This is a genomic window from Pseudomonas beijingensis, from assembly GCF_030687295.1.
Classification (GTDB): domain Bacteria; phylum Pseudomonadota; class Gammaproteobacteria; order Pseudomonadales; family Pseudomonadaceae; genus Aquipseudomonas; species Aquipseudomonas beijingensis.
The window spans coordinates 3921973-3942061 of record NZ_CP117425.1; the positions used below are offsets into that span (position 1 = coordinate 3921973).

General features: G+C 61.9%; 16 protein-coding genes. 13 read left to right on the forward strand and 3 right to left on the reverse strand.

Features of this window, described 5'->3' with window-relative positions; all coding sequences use genetic code 11:
• Nucleotides 1-5: 5 nt before the first annotated feature.
• From PSH84_RS17730 to PSH84_RS17745, 4 genes are all read left to right on the forward strand, one after another.
• The gene (locus tag PSH84_RS17730; protein WP_305481464.1) at nt 6-896 is read left to right on the forward strand and encodes a U32 family peptidase; all 891 of its coding nucleotides are present in this window, start codon (nt 6-8) and stop codon (nt 894-896) included.
• Entirely contained in the window at nt 890-1360 is a 471-nt protein-coding gene (ubiT, locus tag PSH84_RS17735) for a ubiquinone anaerobic biosynthesis accessory factor UbiT (protein ID WP_305481465.1), read from the forward strand. Before PSH84_RS17730 ends, ubiT begins: the two co-directional genes overlap by 7 nt.
• Nucleotides 1360-1725 carry a putative zinc-binding protein gene (locus tag PSH84_RS17740; protein WP_305470828.1) on the forward strand — a complete coding sequence of 122 codons (366 nt, stop codon included), beginning with the start codon at nt 1360-1362 and terminating at the stop codon, nt 1723-1725. Before ubiT ends, PSH84_RS17740 begins: the two co-directional genes overlap by 1 nt.
• 147 nt (nt 1726-1872) lie before the next feature.
• Nucleotides 1873-2037 (forward strand): hypothetical protein, encoded by a 165-nt coding sequence (locus PSH84_RS17745; protein WP_163006746.1) that lies wholly within the window; start codon nt 1873-1875, stop codon nt 2035-2037.
• Between the two features lie 494 nt (nt 2038-2531).
• On the opposite strand, the gene PSH84_RS17750 is transcribed toward PSH84_RS17745, so the two are convergent.
• The 3 genes from PSH84_RS17750 to PSH84_RS17760 form a co-directional block, all read right to left on the reverse strand.
• Nucleotides 2532-3209, reverse strand: coding sequence for a Crp/Fnr family transcriptional regulator (locus PSH84_RS17750; protein ID WP_122566494.1), 678 nt, complete (start codon nt 3207-3209; stop codon nt 2532-2534).
• Nucleotides 3210-3484: 275 nt separating this feature from the next.
• Complete coding sequence (gene narL / locus PSH84_RS17755) at nt 3485-4132, reverse strand: two-component system response regulator NarL (RefSeq protein ID WP_003202460.1); 648 nt, start codon at nt 4130-4132, stop codon at nt 3485-3487.
• Nucleotides 4129-5928, reverse strand: coding sequence for a HAMP domain-containing protein (locus tag PSH84_RS17760; protein WP_122566496.1), 1800 nt, complete (start codon nt 5926-5928; stop codon nt 4129-4131). Before PSH84_RS17760 ends, narL begins: the two co-directional genes overlap by 4 nt.
• 308 nt (nt 5929-6236) lie before the next feature.
• Between PSH84_RS17760 and PSH84_RS17765 the strand changes: the two genes are divergently transcribed.
• The 9 genes from PSH84_RS17765 (at nt 6237) to PSH84_RS17805 (ending at nt 20064) form a co-directional block, all read left to right on the forward strand.
• Entirely contained in the window at nt 6237-7538 is a 1302-nt protein-coding gene (locus tag PSH84_RS17765; RefSeq protein WP_436278785.1) for an MFS transporter, read from the forward strand.
• Nucleotides 7516-8913, forward strand: coding sequence for a NarK family nitrate/nitrite MFS transporter (locus tag PSH84_RS17770; RefSeq protein ID WP_305470833.1), 1398 nt, complete (start codon nt 7516-7518; stop codon nt 8911-8913). The genes PSH84_RS17765 and PSH84_RS17770 overlap by 23 nt, the downstream gene beginning before the upstream one ends.
• A gap of 65 nt (nt 8914-8978) precedes the next feature.
• On the forward strand, nt 8979-12752 hold the full coding sequence (locus PSH84_RS17775) for a nitrate reductase subunit alpha (RefSeq protein ID WP_122566499.1): 3774 nt from the start codon (nt 8979-8981) through the stop codon (nt 12750-12752).
• A gap of 1 nt (nt 12753) precedes the next feature.
• Nucleotides 12754-14292, forward strand: coding sequence for a nitrate reductase subunit beta (gene narH / locus PSH84_RS17780; protein WP_122566500.1), 1539 nt, complete (start codon nt 12754-12756; stop codon nt 14290-14292).
• Between the two features lie 2 nt (nt 14293-14294).
• Entirely contained in the window at nt 14295-15050 is a 756-nt protein-coding gene (gene narJ, locus PSH84_RS17785) for a nitrate reductase molybdenum cofactor assembly chaperone (RefSeq protein ID WP_305481466.1), read from the forward strand.
• A complete protein-coding gene (gene narI / locus PSH84_RS17790) occupies nt 15043-15723 on the forward strand; it encodes a respiratory nitrate reductase subunit gamma (protein ID WP_305470839.1) in 681 nt (226 codons plus the stop codon). Before narJ ends, narI begins: the two co-directional genes overlap by 8 nt.
• 10 nt (nt 15724-15733) lie before the next feature.
• Nucleotides 15734-16690, forward strand: coding sequence for a peptidylprolyl isomerase (locus PSH84_RS17795; protein WP_305481467.1), 957 nt, complete (start codon nt 15734-15736; stop codon nt 16688-16690).
• A gap of 25 nt (nt 16691-16715) precedes the next feature.
• Complete coding sequence (moaA, locus tag PSH84_RS17800; RefSeq protein WP_305470843.1) at nt 16716-17708, forward strand: GTP 3',8-cyclase MoaA; 993 nt, start codon at nt 16716-16718, stop codon at nt 17706-17708.
• Between the two features lie 340 nt (nt 17709-18048).
• Nucleotides 18049-20064 carry a ribonucleoside triphosphate reductase gene (locus PSH84_RS17805; RefSeq protein WP_122566506.1) on the forward strand — a complete coding sequence of 672 codons (2016 nt, stop codon included), beginning with the start codon at nt 18049-18051 and terminating at the stop codon, nt 20062-20064.
• Nucleotides 20065-20089: the final 25 nt, after the last annotated feature.

A 20089-nucleotide genomic window follows, 5' to 3' on the forward strand; every position in this document is an offset into this window, starting at 1 on the left:
GCCAGATGAAACTCAGCCTGGGACCAGTCCTGTTTTACTGGGACAAAGCGCAACTGGGGAATTTCTACGCCGAGATGTCGGCCTTGCCGCTGGACGTGATTTACCTGGGAGAAACCGTGTGCTCGAAACGCCGGGCGTTCTCCCTGGATCAGTGGTTGGGGTTGGCGCGCGAGCTGCAAGCGTGCAGCCAGGCACAGATTGTGTTGTCGAGTCTGACGCTGATCGAAGCGGCCTCGGAGCTGTCTTCGCTGCGACGCCTGTGTGACAACGGCCAATTGTTGGTGGAAGCCAACGACATGGGTGCGGTGCAGTTCCTCGCCGAACGCAGGCTGCCCTTTGTCGGCGGCCCGGCGTTGAACCTGTACAACGGTCATGCCTTGGGGCAATTGCTCGACAGCGGCATGATCCGCTGGGTGCCACCGGTGGAATGTTCGGCGGCGTTGATCGGTGATGTGCTGGAGCAGGTTCGGGAGATGGGCCGCAAGGTGCCCGAAGTGGAGATTTTTTCCTATGGTCATCTGCCCTTGGCGTACTCGGCGCGCTGCTTTACCGCCCGAGCCGAAAACCGACCCAAGGACGACTGCCAGTTCTGTTGCATCAACTACCCCGACGGCCTGGCGTTGAGCAGTCAGGAAGGCCAACAGTTGTTCACCCTCAACGGCATCCAGACGATGTCCGGCGAGGTGACGAATCTGCTGGCCGATTACAACGCGCTGCTGGCTTGCGGCGCCGACGTACTGCGCCTGAGCCCGCGGGCTCAGGGCATGACCGAGGTGGTCACGGCCTTCGACAAGGTGCGCCAGGGCGAGGCACCACCGCTGTTCGTGGAGGGTTGCAATGGTTACTGGCACGGTCATGCCGGCATGTTGAAGGTAGAGGAGGTGGGCCTGTGTTGAGTCCGAAGAAGTGGCTGCTCAAAGGTGCCGACCGTTTGCTGCCGCTGGTGGGCAAGGTGCCGTTCGTGGTGCAGCGGCTGACGTTGCAGCAGGCGCTCAATCGCTGCCTGGCCGAGCCGTTGCGCGATGGCGGGTTCGAGGTGCTGCGTGGGCGTTGGTTGTGCCTGCGCGTGCCTGACCTGAAGTTGTGCTGGTACCTGACCCTGGCGCGGGATGGGTTGCGCATCGTCGAGCACGCCGAGGCTCAGGTCACCATCAGCGGTAACTGGCGTGAGTTTCTGTTGTTGGCCAGCCGTCAGGAAGACCCGGATACGTTGTTTTTTCGTCGGCGGTTGGTGATTGAGGGGGATACTGAGTTGGGGTTGGCGTTGAAGAATTTGATCGACAGTCTTGATCCGGAGGTATTGCCGCCGTGGCTTTGGCGCAATCTGGAGCGGGCGGGCAAGGGGTTGGCGACGGTCTGATGAAAGCCCCGAGTGTGTTGCCTCTGGTGTATTCGTGTTCCGGTTGTTCCAATGTGGCGCAACTGGCCAATACCGTTGCGTTGCGGCTGGATCGTGCGGGCCTGGCTGAGATGTCTTGCATTGTCGGGGTGGGTGGGGGTGTGCCGCCGCTGGTTGACAAGGCGCGGTCGGGGCGGCGGATCATTGCGTTGGATGGGTGTCCGTTGCAGTGTGTCCAGGCGTGTTTGCGGCAGCATGATTTGGTGGCGGATGTGCATGTGATTCTGAACCAGCTGGGTTTGCGCAAGCGGTTTGGGGTGGATTGCGGTGAGCGCGATATGGCGTTGGTGTTTTCGCGGGTGGTTGCGTTGGTTGATGTGGGTTAGGGGTGGGTGAATATCCATTTCTTCGGTAACGGCGGCTTATGGTTCCGCCCTGACGGCGGGTCACTTTTGAAGAGCCCGGAAGCCGGCCCAGTCAAAAGTAACCAAAACGCTTTTGCCCCACCACTCGGCACCTCGCCTAGGCTCGGTGTGCCCTCACTCCGGCATTGCTCCGTGGGCCGCCGCGAAGGGCCATCCATGGCCCAGCGCGGCTATCCCGGCATCCATGCCGGGATGCCCACTGCGCAATGCCTGCGTTCGGCCAGCGTGGTTAACGGGGCGCCCGAGATCAACGTCCATCGCGAGGCGGCCTGATAGCCGACCTGGCTCTTGGTGGGATCGCGTTCCTCCTGTGGGAGCGGGCTTGCTCGCGAAGAGGCCAGCGCATTCAGCATCCGCGTCGATTGTGATACCGCTTTCGCGAGCAAGCCCGCTCCCACACTGGATTTTCAGCAGGCACAAAACTTATGTACGCCGCAGTATCCTTGTGGGGGGCTTGCTCGCGAAGAGGTCGGCACATTCAACATCTCCGTTGGTTGAACCACCGCAATCGCGAGCAAGCCCGCTCCCACACTCACCCCACAGGGGAAACTCGGTCTCATCCAGAACCAGGTCGGCTATAAGGCCGCCTCGCGATGGACGTTGATCTCGGGCACACCGAGCCTAGGCGAGGTGCCGAGTGGTGGGGCAGAAGCGTTTTTGGTTACTTTTGACTGGGCCGGCTTCCGGGCTCTTCAAAAGTGACCCGCCGTAAGGGCGGAACCATAAGCAGCCGTAACCGAAGGAATGGATATTCACACCAAAGAAACCTACTGCTGATACCCCTCCAACCCATCCTCGGACAAGATACGAATCTGCCGCCGCTCCATGGCAATCAACCCCCCATCCACCAACCGATGAAGAATCCGCGAAAACGTCTCCGGCTGAATCCCCAGCTTGGAAGCCACCAGACGCTTGGACACCTGCAACACCACCTGACCATCCCGCGGATCCCGCTCCTGCAACAGGAAATTGATCACCCGCCGACTGGCACTGGCCAAGGTCAAGTTATCGATATCCTTGAGCCGCTGATGCAGATGAATGCTCATGCTCGCCAGGATCGCCAGGCAGACCTTAGGCTGGTCCTCCAGCGCCTTGCGATAATGCGTGCCCTCGATACTCACTAGCACACTGTCCTTGATCGCCGACGCACTGACCGGGTAGCAACGGGCCTGGCTGAACAGCAGGGCCTCGGCGAAGGTCTGGCCGGGCTGGATGATTTCCACCAGGTTCTCCTGGCCCTCGCCGGTGACCCGGAACAGTTTGATCTGGCCACTGACCAGCAAGAAAAACCGCTTGGCCGGATCGCCTTGGTGCATGAGCGTGCTATTGCAACCCAGGCGCTTGAGGACGGCCAGGTTGCAGACGTCTTCAAATTCCCGCTCCGGCAATTGGCTGAACAGGTGATGACGGCGCAACAGTAAAACGATGGAAGGGTGGGTCAGCATGGCGTACCTCCGGGTGCCGTCATGGTAGAGCCCAAGTCGCCGCTGGCCTATGCCTCGGCTGGCCTACCTCGGAAGAGGGATGGGCCTCTCGATCAAGGCAAAACCCTGTGGGGAACGAAATCCAGATCTGCTGCCAATCCCCTGTGGGAGCAAAGCTTGCTCGCGATAGCGGCGGCACATTCAACATTTTCGCAAGCTGAACTACCGCCATCGCGAGCAAGCTTTGCTCCCACAGGGCGTATGTTTTGCTCCCACAGGGCGTGTGTTTTACTGGGCTAGCCCGCCCCGCGCAAATGCTCCATCGCCCACACCGCCGCCTCGACCCGTGAACGCAAGCCGAGCTTGTGCAGCAGGTTCTTCACATGCACCTTGACCGTGCCTTCGGTGATGCCCAGCTTGTGGCCGATGACCTTGTTGCTGTAGCCGCCAGCGATGGTCTTGAGCACCTGGCGTTCACGCTCGGTCAGTTCCACATCGGCCTGGCGCGGTGGCGAGCGCAGGGCCTGGGCCATGACGCGGGTCAGGCCGGGGCTGATCACCAGGGCGCCGTTGAGGGCGTCGCGGATGTACTGGATCAGCAGCTCCGGCTCCATGTCCTTGAGCAGGTAACCGTTGGCGTCCAGGCGCAGGGCGTCGCGAATGTCGTCCTCGGCATCGGACACGGTGAACAGCAGCACCTTGCCGGTGTAGTGCATGGCGCGCAGGCGGCGCAGGGTCTCGATGCCGTTCATCTGCGGCATGTTGTTGTCCAGCAACACCAGGTCGGGCTTGAGCGGTTCGATCAGGGTCAGGGCTTCTTCGCCGTGGCTGGCTTCGCCAACGATCTGCAAATCGTCTTCGAGCTCAAGCATCTGGCGGATCCCGCGACGCATCATCGGGTGATCGTCGACCAGTAGCAGGGTGTGGCGCAGGGGGGCGTTCATGTTGCGAGGCCTTCGGTGGGTTGGCCCAGGAATTCCGGTTGGAAATGCACCTGGATACGGGTGCCCTGGGGTGTACGGGAGTGAATCTGCAGTTGACCGTGCAGGCTGCGGGCCCGCTCGTTCATGATGTTCAGGCCATGGTGTTCGCGCTGGTCGACCTCGCCACTGAAGCCCCGGCCATCGTCTTCGATCGACAGCCGTACGGTCTCGCCTTCCTGGCGCAGTTCGAGCCAGGCGTTTTGTGCATGGGCGTGGCGCAGGCAGTTGGACAGGGCCTCGCGGGTGATCTGCAGGATGTGGATCTGCTCGCTGGCTGACAGCTCGAAGGCCAGGGTGTCGATGAACAGGTGCACCTGGAAATCCCCTCGGTTGGAGAACTCCTCGGCGGTGTCCTTGAGTTCCTCCACCAGGCCGTCATCGTGGATCTGCAAGCGGAAGGTGGTCAGCAACTCGCGCAACTGGCGATAAGCATTGTTGAGCCCTTCACGCAGTTCACCGGTGACGGTCTCCAGGGTCTGCACCGGCTCGCCCCGACGCATCAGGGTCTGCATGCGGCTGACTTGCAGCTTCATGTACGACAAGGCCTGGGCCAGGGAGTCGTGCAGCTCGCGGGCAATGATCGTGCGTTCATCGAGCAGCAGCAGGCGATGGTCCTGTTCGCGTTGGCGCTTGAGGGACAGCGACGTGCCGATCAGGTTGGCCAGGGCTTGGATCAACGCGGTTTCCCAGGGTTGCGCCGCGTGGCCATCGACGAAATGTGCCTTGAGCTCACCCAGTTCGGTGCCCTGGTTGCTGATGCTGAAGGCCTGCGGGCGGGCGGCGTTCTGCCGGTGGCAACTGGCGCAATCGCTGCTGGCGCAGACCTGGCGGCTGGCGGCGCCATGCAGGGCCAGCAGGTGCCTGGCCGGGGCCTGCAATTGCCCTTGCAGGCACAGCGTCAGGCGCAACCCCGGCAAGCGCTGCTGGAAGCGCCGGATCAGCTCATCCAGGCCTTCGGCATTGGCTTGGCGTGTCGCCAGGCTGCGACTGCTCTGGTACAGCAGTTCGAGGGCGGCGTTGGCCTGTTGCAGGTTCAGGGTCTTTTGCTGGACCTGGTTTTCCAAGGTGCGGTGGGATTGCTCGATGGTCTCGGCCATGGTGTTGAAACTGGTCGCCAACTGGCCCAGCTCATCCTCGGACTGATGGTTGACCCGCACCTGGAATTCGCCACGACGAAAGCGCTGGGTGGCGTCCACCAGTTCCTGCAAGGGCGTGACCACGCCGTACTGCAGTTCATACAGGCCGATCAGCAGGATGATCATGGTGCTGAACAGCGCCATGCCCTGGATCGTCTGTTGCCAGCCTTGTTTGTGTTCGCTCTGGCGTTGCAGCAGGGTGACGAACTGGTCCAGTTGCTCAACGAAAGAAGGGGCGCTGCTTTGGAAAAACGTCGAATCGCCGCGCTCGATGGCCGGACGCAAGGTCTGGTTCCAGCGCTGCATGAGGTCGCGATAGCTCTTGTGCAGGGAGGTTTCCGGCCCGTCTTCCAGCACGGCGCGCAGGGCGGGGCTGTCGAGGCGTTGTTGCAGGCTGTCGATGATCGCCGGGAGGTCGTCGTTGGCTCCCGCCGCCAGTTTCCAGCTCAGGTGGTAGGTCTCCATGCGCACGGAGCCGGCGGTGTTGATGGCGGCGGCGTCGCCCTGGCTGAACCAGGCGATCAAACCGGCGCTCAAGGAACTGGCCAGGGCCAGGATGGCGATCAGGATCACCGCCAGCCCGGCGCGAGCGGGTAGGGAGCTGCGCAGCCAACCCATCATCGCCGGGGGCCTGGGAGGCAAAACGGTGAACCGAGCATAGGGGGCGCCCTGGACCTGAGGGTGTAGGAGCCGATCCTGGGCGCACTACCTCTAAAGAGTTGCTGACCGTTCCGTTTCCATAAAAGCCTCGGTCAACTTGATCAAGATATTGAAAAACAAAGGGTTTCATCGATATCCAGGCCTACCTCCTTAGAGGTAGACGGGCCAAGCATAGGCCTGTACCGCCCCGGCGCACGTTGACCCAGGTCAAGTTTTCGCAGGGTTCGTATCACTAGGCTGCGCTCATCGAACTGACGGAGTGCCTCGTGATGCGAGCACAAGTGCAACAAGGGCTGGTACTCGGGATGAGTACCCTGGCCTTCACCGTGTGCTTCATGGTCTGGATGATGTTTGCCGTGCTGGGCGTTCCGATCAAGGAACTGCTGGCCCTCAACGAAACCCAGTTCGGCCTGCTGGCCGCCACGCCGGTATTGACCGGCTCGCTGGTGCGTCTGCCCCTGGGCCTTCTGACCGACCGCTTTGGCGGACGGATCGTGTTCTTCCTGCTGATGCTCGCCTGCGTATTGCCGCTGTACCTGATCACCCTCGCCACGGCCTTCTGGCAATTCCTGGTGCTGGGGCTGTTCGTCGGCCTGGCCGGTGGTTCGTTCTCGGTGGGCATTGCCTACGTCGCCAAATGGTTCGATAAGCAGAACCAGGGTTTTGCCATGGGCGTCTTCGGCGCTGGCAACGCGGGGGCGGCGGTGACCAAGTTCCTCGCTCCGGCCCTGATCGCATTCGGCTCCTGGCACCTGGTGCCGAAGGTGTTCAGCGCCATCCTGTTCATCACCGCGCTGCTGTTCTGGTTTCTCACCAGCGAGAAAAAGGAACACAGCGGCACCGGCGGTGCCACGTTGCGCGAGCAATTGAAAACCCTGAAAGAGCCGGCCGTGTGGCGTTACTGCCAGTACTACTCGATCGTGTTCGGCGGCTACGTGGCCCTGGCCTTGTGGATGACCAAGTACTACGTGCAGGAATACGGCTTCAGCCTGCAAAGCGCGGCGCTGCTGGCGGCGTGTTTCTCCTTGCCCGGTGGCGTGCTGCGGGCCGTCGGTGGCTGGATGTCCGACCGTTGGGGCGCCCAGAGCGTGACCTGGTGGGTGTTGTGGGTCAGCTGGATCTGCCTGTTCCTGCTGTCCTATCCCCAGACCCAGCTGCAAGTGCAGACCGTCAACGGCATCGTCGATTTCCACATCGGCCTCAACGCCACGCTGTTCACCGTGCTGCTGTTCGTGATGGGTATCGCCTTCGCGTTCGGCAAGGCCTCGGTTTTCAAGTACATCGCCAACGACTACCCGAAAAACATGGGCGCGGTGTCCGGCATCGTCGGTCTGGCCGGCGGCCTGGGCGGGTTCGTGCTGCCCATCATGTTCGGCGCCCTGGTGGACCTCACCGGTGTGCGCTCGTCCTGCTTCATGTTGATGTACGGCGTGGTCTGGGTCTCCCTGACCTGGATGTACTTCAGCGAAATGCGCAAGCGCCCGCTGCTGGGTAAACAGCCGCCGGCCAGCCAATCCCCGTTTTCCAGCATTGCCCAAGGAGAAGAACATGTCCGTTCTGCAAACGCCTGAAAAGGGCCCGGTCATTCATGACTGGCGCCCGGAAGACCCCGCGTTCTGGGGCAAGAGCGGCAAACTGACCGCCCGACGCAACCTGTGGATCTCGATCCCGGCGCTGCTCTTGGCCTTCGCGGTGTGGATGGTCTGGAGCACGGTGATCGTGCGCCTGAACGCCATCGGCTTCAGTTTCACCACTGACCAACTGTTCTGGCTGGCGGCGTTGCCGGGGTTGTCCGGCGCGACCTTGCGCATCTTCTATTCGTTCATGGTGCCGATCTTCGGTGGCCGCCGTTGGACCGCCCTGAGCACCGCGTCATTGCTGGCGCCAGCGCTGTGGATGGGCTTCGCGGTGCAGGATCCAAGCACGCCCTACAGCGTGTTCGTGCTGATCGCGCTGCTCTGCGGCTTTGGTGGTGGCAACTTCGCCTCGAGCATGTCCAACATCAGCTTCTTCTACCCCAAATCCCAGCAGGGCACTGCCCTGGGCCTGAACGCCGGCTTGGGCAACCTGGGCGTGTCGGTGATGCAGTTCAGCGTGCCTTTGGTGATTTCCTTCGGTGTGTTCGGTTTCATGGGCGGCCAACCCCAAGTGCTGGCCGATGGCAGCTCGCTGTGGTTGCAGAACGCCGGGTTCATCTGGGTGCCGTTCATCCTCGCCGTGACCCTGATTGCCTGGTTCGGCATGAACGACCTGTCCAGTGCCCGGGCGTCGTTCAGCGAACAGGCGGTGATCTTCAAGCGCAAGCACAACTGGCTGATGTGCTGGCTGTACCTGGCGACCTTCGGCTCGTTCATCGGTTTCTCCGCCGCGTTCCCGCTGCTGATCAAAACCTCGTTCCCAGAAGTCATCGCCCTGAAATTCGCTTTCCTCGGCCCGCTGGTGGGCGCGCTGGTACGGCCGCTGGGCGGCTGGCTGGCGGACAAGCTCGGCGGCGCGAAAGTCACCTTGTGGAACTTCGTGCTGATGATCGTGATGGTGTTCGGTGTCCTGCACTTTCTGCCTAAGGGCGGCGAGGGCGGCAGCTTCTACGGTTTCCTGGGCATGTTCATGTTGCTGTTCATCACCACTGGCGTGGGCAACGGTTCGACCTTCCGCATGATCCCGGTGATCTTCCGCACCCTGCATGAAAAAGCCGCCCTGGGCAAAAAGCCCGAGGTGCGCGAGCAAGCGCTCAAGAACGCCGGCAAGGAATCGGCCGCGGTGCTGGGTTTCAGCTCGGCCATGGGCGCCTTCGGGGCGTTCTTCATTCCCAAATCATTTGGCACTTCGATGGCCCTGACCGGCGGCCCGGAGATGGCCTTCTACATGTTCGTCGGCTTCTACCTGAGCTGCATCGTGGTGACCTGGTGGTGGTACGCCCGCAAAGGCGCGGCGACACCCTGCTAAGACGAATTCAACTATTGCGTGGGCGGGGCGAAGACCCCGCGGAGCAAGCCTGAGAGGAAGACACTGTGAGTCATTTATTGGATCAACTGCGGTTCTTCAACCGCAAGCAAGGCGAGTTTTCAGACGGCCACGGCGAGACCCGCAAGGAGTCCCGCGACTGGGAGAACGTCTACCGTTCGCGCTGGCAGTACGACAAGATCGTGCGCTCCACCCATGGGGTGAACTGCACCGGTTCGTGCTCGTGGAAAATCTACGTCAAGAACGGCCTGATCACTTGGGAAACCCAGCAGACCGACTATCCGCGCACCCGCAACGATCTGCCGAACCACGAGCCCCGCGGCTGCCCCCGCGGTGCGAGCTACAGCTGGTACATCTACAGCGCCAACCGGCTCAAGTACCCGAAGATCCGCAAGCCCTTGCTCAAACTGTGGCGCGAAGCCCGGCAGACCCTGCCGCCTGTTGAGGCCTGGGCCAGCATCGTCGAGAACAAGGCCAAGGCTGACTCGTACAAGAGCAAGCGCGGCATGGGTGGTTTCATCCGTTCCAACTGGGAAGAAGTCAACGAGATCATCGCCGCCGCCAACGTCTACACCGTCAAGGAACACGGCCCGGACCGGGTGGTCGGCTTCTCGCCGATCCCGGCCATGTCGATGGTCAGCTATGCCGCCGGCTCGCGTTACCTGTCACTGATTGGTGGCGTGTGCCTGAGCTTCTACGACTGGTATTGCGACTTGCCGCCCGCTTCGCCGATGGTCTGGGGCGAGCAGACCGACGTGCCGGAATCGGCCGACTGGTACAACTCCAACTACATCATTGCCTGGGGCTCCAACGTCCCGCAGACCCGTACCCCTGACGCCCACTTCTTCACGGAGGTGCGCTACAAGGGCACCAAGACCGTGGCGATCACCCCGGACTATTCGGAAGTCGCCAAGCTCACCGACCTGTGGCTCAACCCCAAGCAGGGCACTGACGCCGCGCTGGCCCAGGCCTTCAACCATGTGATCTTCAAAGAATTCCACCTGGACAAGCCCAGCGCCTATTTCACCGAATACGCCAAGCGCTACACCGACTTGCCAGTGCTGGTGATGCTCAAGCCGATGCTCGGCGCGGCGCCGGGCGCGGGTTTCCAGCCGGACCGTTTCCTGCGGGCCAGCGACCTGACCGACAACCTCGGCCAGGAAAACAACCCGGAGTGGAAAACCATTGCCCTGGATGCCAGCGGTGAATTGGTTTCACCCCAAGGCTCCATCGGCTATCGCTGGGGCGAGAAGGGCAAGTGGAACATTCTGCCCCGTGAAGGCGGTGAGGGGCGTGAGATCGACCTCAAACTGAGCCTCATCGGCGGCGACGTCGCCGAGGTGGCGTTCCCGTACTTCGCTGGCGAAGCCCAGGAGTACTTCCAGCACGTGGCCGGTGATGCGGTACAGTTCCGCCGGGTGCCGGTGCACAGCGTGGTGCTGGCCGATGGCAGCGTGGCGAAAGTCGCCACCGTGTTTGACCTGTCGGCGGCCAACCTGGCCATTGACCGTGGCCTGGGCGGCGCCAACGTTGCCAAGGACTATGACGACGCCTCGGTGCCCGGTACCCCGGCCTGGCAGGAGCAGATCACTGGCGTGAGCCGCGAGAAGGCGATCCAGATCGCCCGCGAGTTTGCCGACAACGCCGACAAGACCCGTGGACGCTCGATGATCATCGTCGGTGCGGCAATGAACCACTGGTACCACATGGACATGAACTACCGCGGGCTGATCAACATGCTCATGCTCTGCGGTTGCGTCGGCCAGACCGGTGGCGGCTGGGCCCACTATGTCGGCCAGGAAAAACTCCGTCCGCAATGCGGCTGGCTACCCCTGGCCTTCGGTCTGGACTGGAACCGTCCGCCACGGCAGATGAACGGTACGAGCTTCTTCTACGGCCACAGTTCGCAATGGCGCCACGAAAAGATGAGCATGCACGATGTGCTCTCGCCCCTGGCCGACAAGTCGCAGTTCCCCGAGCACGCCCTGGACTACAACATCCGCGCCGAACGGGCCGGCTGGTTGCCCAGCGCGCCGCAGCTCAACACCAACCCGCTGCACATCTGTCGCGATGCCGCCGCCGCGGGCCTGGACCCCAAGGACTATGTGGTCAAGTCGCTGCAGGACGGTTCCCTGCGCTTTGCCTGCGAGCAACCGGACAGCCCGGTGAACTTTCCGCGCAACATGTTCATCTGGCGTTCCAACCTGCTGGGTTCCTCGGGCAAGGGCCACGAGTACATGCTCAAGTACCTGTTGGGCACCAAGAACGGCGTGATGAACGAAGACATCGGCCATAGCAGCGAGTGCAAGCCCACCGAAGCCGAATGGGTCGACGAGGGCGCCATTGGCAAGCTCGACCTGGTGACCACCCTGGACTTCCGCATGTCCTCGACCTGCGTGTATTCCGACATCGTCTTGCCGACCGCTACCTGGTACGAAAAAGACGACATGAACACCTCGGACATGCACCCGTTCATTCACCCACTGTCGGCCGCTATCGATCCGGCCTGGGAATCGCGTTCGGACTGGGAAATCTACAAGGGCATCGCCAAGGCGTTTTCCGCCATGTCGGTCGGCCACCTGGGGGTAGAGAAAGACCTGGTCACCGTACCGTTGATGCACGACAGCGTTGGCGAACTGGCCCAACCCTTTGGCGGCACCGATTGGAAAAGCGCCGGCGTGGCGCCGGTACCGGGCAAGAACGCGCCGAACCTGCAGGTGGTGGAGCGTGACTACCCGAACATCTACAAGCAGTTCACCTCCCTGGGCCCGATGCTGGAAAAACTCGGCAATGGCGGCAAGGGCATCAACTGGAACACCGACACCGAAGTGAAATTCCTCGGTGAGCTGAACCACAAGGAAGTCGAAGCGGGCATCAGCCAAGGACGACCAAAAATCGACAGCGCCATCGACGCTGCCGAAGTGATCCTGTCCCTGGCCCCGGAAACCAACGGCCATGTCGCGGTGAAAGCCTGGGCGGCGCTGTCGGAATTCACCGGTATCGACCACAGCCACCTGGCCGTCTCGAAGGAGCACGAGGCGATTCGCTTCCGTGACATCCAGGCCCAGCCGCGCAAGATCATTTCCAGCCCGACCTGGTCTGGCTTGGAAGACGATCACGTGAGCTACAACGCCGGCTACACCAACGTCCATGAGTCGATCCCATGGCGCACCATCACCGGTCGCCAGCAGTTCTACCAGGATCACCCATGGATGCAGGCGTTCGGCGAGCAGTTGATGAGCTACCGGCCACCGGTCAACACCCGCACCATCGCCGGCGTGAAAGGTAAGCGCAGCAACGGCGAGACCGAGATCGTCCTGAACTGGATCACTCCGCACCAGAAGTGGGGCATCCACAGCACCTACAGCGACAACCTGCTGATGCTGACCTTGAGCCGTGGCGGACCGATTGTCTGGCTCTCGGAAATCGACGCCAAGCGCGCCGGTATCGAGGACAACGACTGGATCGAGTGCTTCAACGTCAACGGCGCATTGACCGCCCGGGCGGTGGTCAGCCAGCGGGTCAAGGAAGGCATGGTGATGATGTACCACGCCCAGGAACGCATCGTGAACGTGCCCGGTTCGGAAACCACCAAGACCCGAGGCGGCCACCACAACTCGGTGACCCGCGTGGTGCTCAAGCCCACCCACATGATCGGTGGCTACGCCCAACAGGCCTATGGCTTCAACTATTACGGCACGGTCGGTTGCAACCGCGACGAGTTTGTCGTGGTGCGCAAGATGTCCAAAGTCGATTGGCTCGATGGTTCCAGTGGCGATGATCTGCCGCGTCCACTGCCGACTGATATCGAGGAGAACTGAGATGAAGATTCGCTCACAAATCGGCATGGTCCTGAACCTGGACAAATGCATCGGCTGCCACACTTGCTCGATTACTTGCAAAAACGTCTGGACCAGCCGTGAAGGCATGGAATACGCCTGGTTCAACAACGTCGAATCCAAGCCGGGCATCGGTTATCCCAAGGAGTGGGAAAACCAGGACAAGTGGAAGGGCGGCTGGATCCGCAACGCCGACGGTTCGATCAACCCGCGCATTGGCGGCAAGTTCCGCGTGCTGGCGAACATCTTCGCCAACCCGGACCTGCCGAGCCTGGACGATTACTACGAACCGTTCGACTTCGACTACCAGCACCTGCACACCGCGCCGCTGGGCGAACATCAGCCCACCGCACGGCCACGTTCGCTGGTGTCGGGCAAGCGCATGCAGAAAATCGAATGGGGCCCGAACTGGGAGGAAATCCTCGGCACCGAATTCGCCAAACGGCGCAAGGACAAGAACTTCGACAAGATCCAGGCGGACATCTACGGCGAGTACGAAAACACCTTCATGATGTACCTGCCGCGCCTGTGCGAGCACTGCCTGAACCCGGCGTGCGCGGCGTCCTGCCCGAGCGGCGCGATCTACAAGCGCGAAGAGGACGGCATCGTCCTGATCGACCAGGAGAAGTGCCGCGGCTGGCGCATGTGCATCAGTGGCTGCCCGTACAAGAAGATCTATTTCAACTGGAAGAGCGGCAAGTCGGAAAAATGCATTTTCTGCTACCCGCGCATCGAAGCCGGCATGCCGACCGTTTGCGCTGAAACCTGCGTCGGACGGATTCGTTACCTCGGTGTGCTGTTGTATGACGCCGACCGCATCAGCGAAGTGGCCAGCACCGCCAACGAGCAGGACCTGTACGAGAAACAACTGGAGATCTTCCTCGACCCGAACGACCCGGCGGTGATTCGCCAGGCCCTGGCCGATGGCGTGCCGCAGTCGGTGATCGATTCGGCGCAACGCTCGCCGGTCTACAAAATGGCCGTGGACTGGAAACTCGCACTGCCGCTGCACCCGGAATACCGCACCTTGCCGATGGTCTGGTATGTGCCGCCACTGTCGCCAATCCAGAACGCCGCCGCGGCCGGCACCGTGGGCATGAACGGGGTGATCCCGGACGTCGACAGCCTGCGCATTCCGCTGCGTTACCTGGCGAACATGCTCACCGCCGGCGATGAGAAACCGGTCAAGCTTGCGCTCAAGCGCCTGCTGGCGATGCGCGCCTACAAGCGTTCCGAACAAGTGGACGGCGTGCAGGACTTGCAAGTGCTGGCCGACGTCGGCCTGAGCGTGAACCAGGTGGAAGAGATGTACCGCTACCTGGCCATCGCCAACTACGAAGACCGCTTCGTCGTACCGAGCGCCCACCGTGAAGACGCCATGAGCGATGCGTTCGCCGAACGCTCCGGTTGTGGTTTCAGCTTCGGCAGCGGCTGCAGCGGCAGCTCCGACACCAACATGTTCGGCGGCAAGAAAGCCAACCGCCGCGACGTGATCAAAACCGTGCAGTTGTGGGAGGAATGAACATGCGCATTCTCAAGGTGATTTCGTTGCTGCTCGATTATCCGACCGAGACCCTGGTGGCCGGTCGCGACGAGCTGGAACAGGCCATTGCACAAGCGCGGGAAATCAGTCCCCAGCAGCGCGCCGGCCTGTTTGAATTGCTCGAGGTGATCTGCGGCACTGACCTGATGGACGGCCAGGAGCACTACGGCGCGCTGTTCGGTCGTGGCCGCTCCCTGTCGCTGCTGCTGTTCGAACATGTCCACGGCGAGTCCCGCGACCGGGGCCAGGCCATGGTGGACATGATGGCGCAATACGAAGAGGCCGGTTTCGCCATCGGCGTCAAAGAGTTGCCTGACTACATCCCGCTGTACCTGGAGTTTCTCTCCACCCGCGAAGGCCTCGAGGCCCGCGAGGGCCTGGCGGATGTGGCGCACCTGCTGGCCTTGCTCGCGGCGCGCCTGGACGAACGCGAAAGTGTCTACGCCAGTTGCTTCCGGGCCTTGTTGCAAATCGCCGGGGCCGAACCCCAGGTGGCGGTGGCCGAGTTGCGTGAGCAAGTGAAGGCCGAGCCACGGGACGACTCCCTCGAAGCCCTGGACAAGATCTGGGAAGAAGAGGCGGTGGATTTCATGAAGGCCGAACAGCAGGACCGTTGCAGTTCACTGCCCAACGCGCCTGGCAAGGCGCGGGACGAAAGTGCGGTGCCGTTGCACTGGGTGGATTTTCAGCATGAAGGGCGGGCCGCAGCGCCAGCCGGGGAGGTGGGCAATGTCTAAATGGGATCTGTTGTTGTTCGGGGTCTACCCCTATGTCGCTTTGGCGATTTGCCTGCTCGGCAGCTGGGCACGGTTCGACCTGTCCCAGTACACCTGGAAGGCCGGTTCGAGCCAGATGCTGAACAAGCGCGGCATGCGCGTGGCCAGCAACCTGTTCCACGTTGGCGTGCTGTTTGTGCTGGCAGGTCACTTCGTTGGCCTGCTGACACCGTCGGCGATCTACCACCATGTGCTGAGCACCGAGAACAAGCAGCTGCTGGCGATGGTTTCCGGGGGCTTCTTTGGCGTGCTCGGCCTGATCGGCCTGATGATGCTGCTCAACCGTCGTCTGACCGACCCACGGGTGCGCGCCACCTCCAATGCCTCGGACATCCTCGTGCTGGTGGTGTTGCTGGTGCAACTGGTGTTGGGGCTGATGACCATCGTCGCCTCCACCGCCCATATGGATGGCTCGGTGATGGTGATGCTCGCCGACTGGGCCCAGAACACCGTGCTGTTGCGTCCGGTGGAAGCTGCTACCGCGATAGCGCCGGTGGGCCTGGTCTACAAGCTCCACGTGGTGCTGGGCCTGACCCTGTTCGTGTTGTTCCCGTTCACCCGTCTGGTTCACATCGTCAGTGCGCCGGTCTGGTACCTGGGACGTCGTTATCAAATCGTTCGGCAGAAGTTTTGAGGAGAAGATCATGGCGAGTGGATGCGGATGTGGCGGTGGTGGTGGCGGCAGCGGCGGCTGTGGTTCTTCGGCAAAAGTGCCGCCGGTGGTCGATGTGGAGCCCGTTGGGACCGTGCAGTTCGAGCCGGCCCAGGCCGGGCCGGTGGTGGAAGATGAAGCGCCAGAGTTGATTGCCAGCAGTGAGCAGGAGTGGCCGATCATCAGCGTCAACGGGGTGTCGATCACCCCGCAGGCGATGGCCCAGGAGCTGCAATATCACCCGGCTGACAGTCGCGAGGATGCGGTCTACCAGGCCGCTCGGGCCCTGGTGATTCGCGAATTGCTCCAGCAGCGTATCGCCGAGCTGGGCCTGGCATTGCAGGTCAGTGCCGGAGAAAACGAAGAGGAAGCGGCCACGCGGCTGTTGCTTGAACGTGAGGTGCAGGTGCCGCAGTGCGACGAGGCCACCTGCCTGCGTTACTACGAAAGCAACCGGGCGCGCTTTCACAGTGCGCCGTTGTTGGCGGTGCGGCACATCCTGCTCGAATGCGCGCCGGACGATGTCGAGGCGCGCAGCCTGGCCCATGTGCAGGCCGAGCTGCTGCTGGAGCGGTTGGATCAGTTCCCGGGCAGCTTCGCCGAACTGGCGCTGAAGTATTCGGCCTGTCCGTCGAAGGAGCAGGGCGGTTCGCTGGGGCAGATCAGCAAGGGCCAGACCGTGCCCGAACTGGAGCGCCAACTGTTCACCCTGCCAGCGGGTCTGGCCAGCAAACCGCTGGAAAGCCGCTACGGCTGGCACGTGATCAGCATCGACCAGCGCATCGATGGCCAGTCGTTGCCTTATGAAGCCGTAGCGACAGCAATTCGCACCCAGTTGCAGCAGGGCGTTTGGCAAAAGGCGCTGGTGCAGTACCTGCAAACCTTGATCGGTGCGGCGGATATTCGCGGCATTCACCTTCAGGGCGCCGACTCGCCGCTTGTGCAGTGAGCACGGGCTCAATCGGGAGATCTTCATGAACGCGGTGTTGCAGGACGGGTTTGGGCGCCAGATCGATTATTTGCGGATGTCGGTGACCGATCGTTGTGATTTTCGTTGTGTGTATTGCATGGCGAAAAACATGACGTTCCTGCCGCGCCAGCAAGTGTTGACCCTGGAGGAGTTGCAGCGCCTGGCGCGGCTGTTCGTCGGCCTGGGGGTGAAGAAAATCCGCCTGACCGGTGGCGAGCCGCTGATCCGTCCGGGCATCGTCGGGCTGTGTCGCGAGATAGCGGCATTGCCCGGCCTGCGGGAACTGGTGATGACCAGCAACGGCTCGCAGCTGGGGCGATTGGCCCAGCCGCTGGTCGAGGCCGGGGTCAAGCGCATGAACATCAGCCTCGACAGCCTGGACGGCGAACGTTTTCGGGCGATCACCCGTAACGGCAACCTCGATCAAGTGTTGGCAGGGATTGAAGCGGCGAAGGTCGCCGGGTTCGAGCGGATCAAGCTCAACTGCGTGGTCATGAAGGGCCGCAACTTCGATGAAGTCCCGGCGCTGGTGCAGTACGCCATCGACCAACACATCGATATCAGCTTCATTGAGGAAATGCCGTTGGGGGATGTGGGTCGTTCCCGGGGCGAGTCGTTCTGTTCCAGCGATGAGGTGCGGGCCGAGATCGCTCACCATCACCGGCTGCTCGACAGCACTGAAAACAGCGGCGGGCCTGCGCGTTATGTGCGTCTGGAGCAGCATCCGGATACCCGGATCGGTTTCATTTCCCCTAACACCCACAACTTCTGCGCCAGTTGCAACCGCGTGCGCATGACCGTCGAAGGGCGCTTGCTGCTGTGCCTGGGGCAAGAAGACTCCCTCGACCTGCGCGGCTTGCTACGGCGTTACCCGCTGGACGATCAACCGGTGATCCAGGCGGTGCGGCAGGCGCTGCGCGGCAAACCCTTGCGCCACGACTTTAACCCCGGCGGGGAGGTGCAGATTGTGCGGTTCATGAACATGAGCGGTGGGTGAGCACTGCTCAGGTCCCACAAGGGGATTTGTTGTGGATACAAATCTCACAGTCACGCCGTAACCTCTGTGGGAGCGGGCCTGTGGAAGCAAGGCTTGCCCGCGATGCAGGCGACACGGTTCAACTGCAAGACCGTGTCATCGTTCATCGCGAGCAAGCTTTGCTCCCACAGGCCTGCGCCCACAGGGGGGCAGGGGGCTGCCAAATGACCTTTCAGCCTGACGAATAGTCACTCCCGATTCTTGATGTCGATCAATTGCAACCCTGGCTTTTGCCCGTACTCTCCACTGCATATTGTGTTTAAAGATATCTAAAGGCCTATATGTAGTGTCTGGAGCCAAAATGCAGAGCACGTTGATCTCAGTAGGGTGTAACCGCTTGCACAAGCGCGATGGCAGTGTGGTCGCCTTTGATGCGGACAAGATCCGCCAGGCGCTGATCGCCGCCGGCAAGGCCACTGGCGAATATGCCGAAGCCGAGGCCGAGGGGTTGCTTGAGGCGGTATTGGCGCGGTTGGAAGGGCAGACGCGCTTGAACGTCGAGCAGATCCAGGACCGCGTCGAGCGGGTGCTGATGGACGCCGGTTTCTTTCTCTCCATGCGCGCCTACATCGTCTATCGCGAGCAACACGGACGCCTGCGTCGGGATCGCCGTACGCTGGTGGAAGTCGCCACCTCGATGAACGAATACCTCGACCGCGAAGACTGGCGTGTACAGGCCAACGCCAACCAGGGGTATTCCCTCGGCGGGCTGATCCTCAACGTGTCGGGCAAGGTCACCGCCAATTATTGGCTCGACGAAGTCTACAGCCAGGCCATTGGCGAGGCGCACCGCGAGGCGGACCTGCATATCCACGACCTGGACATGCTCGCCGGCTACTGTGCCGGCTGGTCCTTGCGCACCCTGTTGCACGAAGGCCTCAACGGCGTGCCCGGGCGAGTCGAGGCCGGGCCGCCCAAGCACCTGAGCAGCGCCCTGGGGCAGATGGTGAATTTCCTCGGCACCCTGCAAAACGAATGGGCCGGCGCCCAGGCGTTCAGCTCGTTCGACACCTACCTGGCGCCCTATGTGCGCAAGGACCAGCTCAGCTACGACGAGGTCCGCCAGTCGTTGCAGGAGTTCATCTACAACCTCAACGTGCCGTCGCGCTGGGGCACGCAAACCCCGTTCACCAACCTCACGTTCGACTGGGTGTGCCCAGAGGATCTGCGCGAACAAATCCCGGTGATCGGTGGCGAGGAGATGCCGTTCGCCTACGGTGACCTGCAAGCGGAAATGGAGCTGATCAACCGCGCCTACATCGAGGTGATGCAGGCCGGCGATGCGAAAGGCCGGGTCTTCACCTTCCCGATCCCGACCTACAACATCACCCATGACTTCCCGTGGGACAGCGAGAACGCCGACCGGCTGTTCGAAATGACCGCCCGCTACGGCTTGCCGTATTTCCAGAACTTCCTCAACTCGGACATGCAACCCAACCAGGTGCGGTCGATGTGCTGCCGCCTGCAACTGGACGTGCGCGAGTTGCTCAAGCGCGGTGGTGGTTTGTTCGGCTCGGCGGAACAGACCGGTTCCCTGGGCGTGGTGACGATCAACTGCGCGCGCCTGGGCTACCTGTACAAAGGCAACACCAGCGGGTTACTGCAACGCATCGATACCCTGATGGAACTGGCGAAGGAAAGCCTGGAGGTCAAGCGCAAGGTCATCCAGCATCACATGGATGCCGGTTTGTACCCTTACACCAAGCGCTACCTCGGCACGTTGCGCAATCACTTCTCCACCATCGGCGTGAATGGCCTGCATGAAATGCTGCGCAACTTCACCGACGACCAGCAAGGCCTGCACACCGAGCAGGGCCGGGCATTTGCCCTGAAGCTGCTGGATCACGTGCGGGCCACGCTGCTGCGTTTCCAGGAAGAAACCGGCCACCTCTACAACCTCGAAGCCACGCCCGCCGAAGGCACCACGTACCGCTTCGCCAAGGAAGACCTCAAGCGCTACCCGGATATCTTGCAGGCCGGCAGCCCGGTTGCGCCGTACTACACCAACTCGTCGCAACTGCCGGTGGGCTTCACCGACGATCCTTTCGAAGCCCTGGAGCTGCAGGACGAACTGCAATGCAAATACACCGGCGGCACCGTGTTGCACCTGTACATGGCCGAGCAGATTTCCTCGACACAGGCCTGCAAGCAACTGGTGCGCAAGGCCCTGGGACGTTTCCGCCTGCCGTACCTGACCATCACGCCGACCTTTTCCATCTGCCCGGTGCACGGCTATCTGGCCGGCGAACACGAGTTTTGCCCCAAATGCGACGAGGCCTTGCTGCTGCAACAGCAGTTGGCAGGCAGCGTTCACTGATCCGATTCATCGACCGCAAGGAGCT

Coding starts and splice junctions, on each gene's coding strand:
- PSH84_RS17730 (WP_305481464.1), top strand. CDS start 6: ATGAAACTCAGCCTGGGACCAGTCCTGTTTTACTGGGACAAAGCGCAA.
- PSH84_RS17740 (WP_305470828.1), top strand. CDS start 1,360: ATGAAAGCCCCGAGTGTGTTGCCTCTGGTGTATTCGTGTTCCGGTTGT.
- PSH84_RS17750 (WP_122566494.1), bottom strand. CDS start 3,209: ATGCTGACCCACCCTTCCATCGTTTTACTGTTGCGCCGTCATCACCTG.
- narL (WP_003202460.1), bottom strand. CDS start 4,132: ATGAACGCCCCCCTGCGCCACACCCTGCTACTGGTCGACGATCACCCG.
- PSH84_RS17760 (WP_122566496.1), bottom strand. CDS start 5,928: ATGATGGGTTGGCTGCGCAGCTCCCTACCCGCTCGCGCCGGGCTGGCG.
- PSH84_RS17765 (WP_436278785.1), top strand. CDS start 6,237: ATGCGAGCACAAGTGCAACAAGGGCTGGTACTCGGGATGAGTACCCTG.
- PSH84_RS17770 (WP_305470833.1), top strand. CDS start 7,516: ATGTCCGTTCTGCAAACGCCTGAAAAGGGCCCGGTCATTCATGACTGG.
- narH (WP_122566500.1), top strand. CDS start 12,754: ATGAAGATTCGCTCACAAATCGGCATGGTCCTGAACCTGGACAAATGC.
- narJ (WP_305481466.1), top strand. CDS start 14,295: ATGCGCATTCTCAAGGTGATTTCGTTGCTGCTCGATTATCCGACCGAG.
- narI (WP_305470839.1), top strand. CDS start 15,043: ATGTCTAAATGGGATCTGTTGTTGTTCGGGGTCTACCCCTATGTCGCT.
- PSH84_RS17795 (WP_305481467.1), top strand. CDS start 15,734: ATGGCGAGTGGATGCGGATGTGGCGGTGGTGGTGGCGGCAGCGGCGGC.
- moaA (WP_305470843.1), top strand. CDS start 16,716: ATGAACGCGGTGTTGCAGGACGGGTTTGGGCGCCAGATCGATTATTTG.
- PSH84_RS17805 (WP_122566506.1), top strand. CDS start 18,049: ATGCAGAGCACGTTGATCTCAGTAGGGTGTAACCGCTTGCACAAGCGC.